Source organism: Bacteroides finegoldii DSM 17565 (assembly GCF_000156195.1).
GTDB lineage: Bacteria > Bacteroidota > Bacteroidia > Bacteroidales > Bacteroidaceae > Bacteroides > Bacteroides finegoldii.
The window spans coordinates 407-2,491 of record NZ_GG688348.1 but is presented as its reverse complement, the minus strand read 5'-3'; the positions used below and the strand labels follow the sequence as shown (position 1 = coordinate 2,491).

Here is a 2,085-nt window from a genome sequence, read left to right as displayed (position 1 = left end):
CCGGATATTATTCAATTGATCTTGCTCTGCTATATGGTCGATTTTATGTCTGTCTTCTGTCGTAAATGTCTTGTCTATCCATTTTGAAGAGAAATCAAGAACATCAATTGGTTTTATAGAATGGATTATCTCTAGAATATTATTTACCATTTCATCAAGCCTTTTTTGCTCTTGTTCTTTACGAATCAGCAAAATTTGAAGTTTACGATTTTCTCTATTCTGTTTATTGGATGCATTTATGGACCTGAAAGCAATTATCAAAGCGATTGTAGTTGCTACCGATCCTATAGCAGTCCAGTCTATTGTATATAAATCAATATTCATTTTGTTTATTACTTCTAGTTTTTCTACTTCCTTATCATTCTCTGTATCATTATCACGATCCATACAGATACAACAAAGGGAGCGGTTAAAGTCGTTATCCCTAATTTCATTCCGATAATCTGTAATATGGTAGACAATATAACAGCTCCCATTGCCCATATACAACTTTTCCAATCAGTTCCTCCCAAGGCTATAGCACATAACACACCATTATATCCCATTAAACCTGCATTTATACTTTCAGTGTCTATTCCCAATATGATAGCAACAGGAATAGGAAGAAGTGTACCCAATATTGTATAAAGGCTATTCGGGAAAGAATTGACAAGAATCCCTACGAGAAAGAACAGACCGGCCAGTATTGTATTTCCCTGGAACATTACTTGACCTATCCCTAAACATAGAGCCTGGAAATAATCAATATTCTGTGTCGTATTGGTAATTGTATCAGAGACCAGTAATAAATCAGGTATGAACCATGTACAGACTCCGAGCATTCCCCATACAGCAAGAATAAAAGGGGCGGTAAATCCGTAAAGTAAATGTTGTCGGCTGAATAAATAAGCGATCCATGTAGAGAAGGCCGAAGTGATTATCAAAAGGATTAAGCTTTCTACCGATAATATCATAAAGACACCGTAGGCAATACCGACTAGAGTTCCGTTAAATCCATATAATCCTTCTCTTATGTCGTTACGTTCATATCCGGAGAAATACGCAGTCAATGTACTTACTATGTTACCACAGACAGCCAGTATTCCCATTTGCCATGAACCCAGAAATATTCCGATCAGCATTAATAATCCGGATAGTGCATTATTCTGAAACATTACTTGACCTATTCCACGCCCCAGAATGAGTAATGAATTGTATATAGAAACCATTTATATATATTTATTACAAATCCAAATGTTTGGCAAAAGTACAATCTACTCTGAAATAAACAAAGTAAATAGGAACCAAATAGAAGGTTGGAGTAATGCCGGATTGGGACAGATAAAAACAGCCTGTATTCATTTATCTTAAGAGGTATAATTTGAGAACATCATATTTCAAGATGCTTTCATTTCATAGTTTATTCCGGGTTAGTCAGAGACAGAAGTGATACGATAGTAGAGAGCATTTACATAACCGGAGGATGTTATAAAAAATTGTGATACAGTACTTTCCGACTTTAAGAAATATCCTAATAGTATCTCTTCTTTTGTTCACAATTCATTTATTTCATAGCTTGTATCCTTTCTTTTGTGCAGAACTTTCGGTTTTCCTTATTTTTATAATGGAGAATTACCTCAGTTTATTATACTTTACCTTAGAGTTACTTTAAAAAAAATGTTGGTGATACCTCCAATAATATCATACGCCTATTGTTTTTTTGTCTTCCCTTTTACTATTTTATCCATACTGTATGTTATCAATAATGCTATAATTATAGATATCCACCATTTTACAAACTCGTTTCCTATAAACCAAATAGAAATCAGCAATAAACAAGTGACAATAGAATCTAATAGTAAATGCCTCTGTAAATAAGATTTTACATGTTCGTTTTTTTAAAGTAACACGATACATATTGGAAGTAATGAAAACATGATCAATCCTATCAATTCAAAATCAAATGAATAATTATCATTCATAGATAAGCCCTCTGTTTTTAGTAATGTCACAAATATAAAATAAAATATTTAATTTTACAGAAAAATAGACATTTATTATTTATCAAAAATATCATTTTATTTCGTTGGGATAAGTAAAATATAT

Annotated in this window: 1 protein-coding gene and 1 pseudogene; both read right to left on the bottom strand. The window is 32.5% G+C overall.

What is annotated here, in order from left to right:
* Nucleotides 1–387 (bottom strand): annotated as a pseudogene (locus tag BACFIN_RS00015) (hypothetical protein); the annotation flags it as partial.
* Complete coding sequence (locus BACFIN_RS00020) at nt 348–1,208, bottom strand: urea transporter (protein WP_007758437.1); 861 nt, start codon at nt 1,206–1,208, stop codon at nt 348–350. The gene BACFIN_RS00020 and the pseudogene BACFIN_RS00015, both read right to left, overlap by 40 nt.
* Between the last annotated feature and the right edge of the window lie 877 nt (nt 1,209–2,085).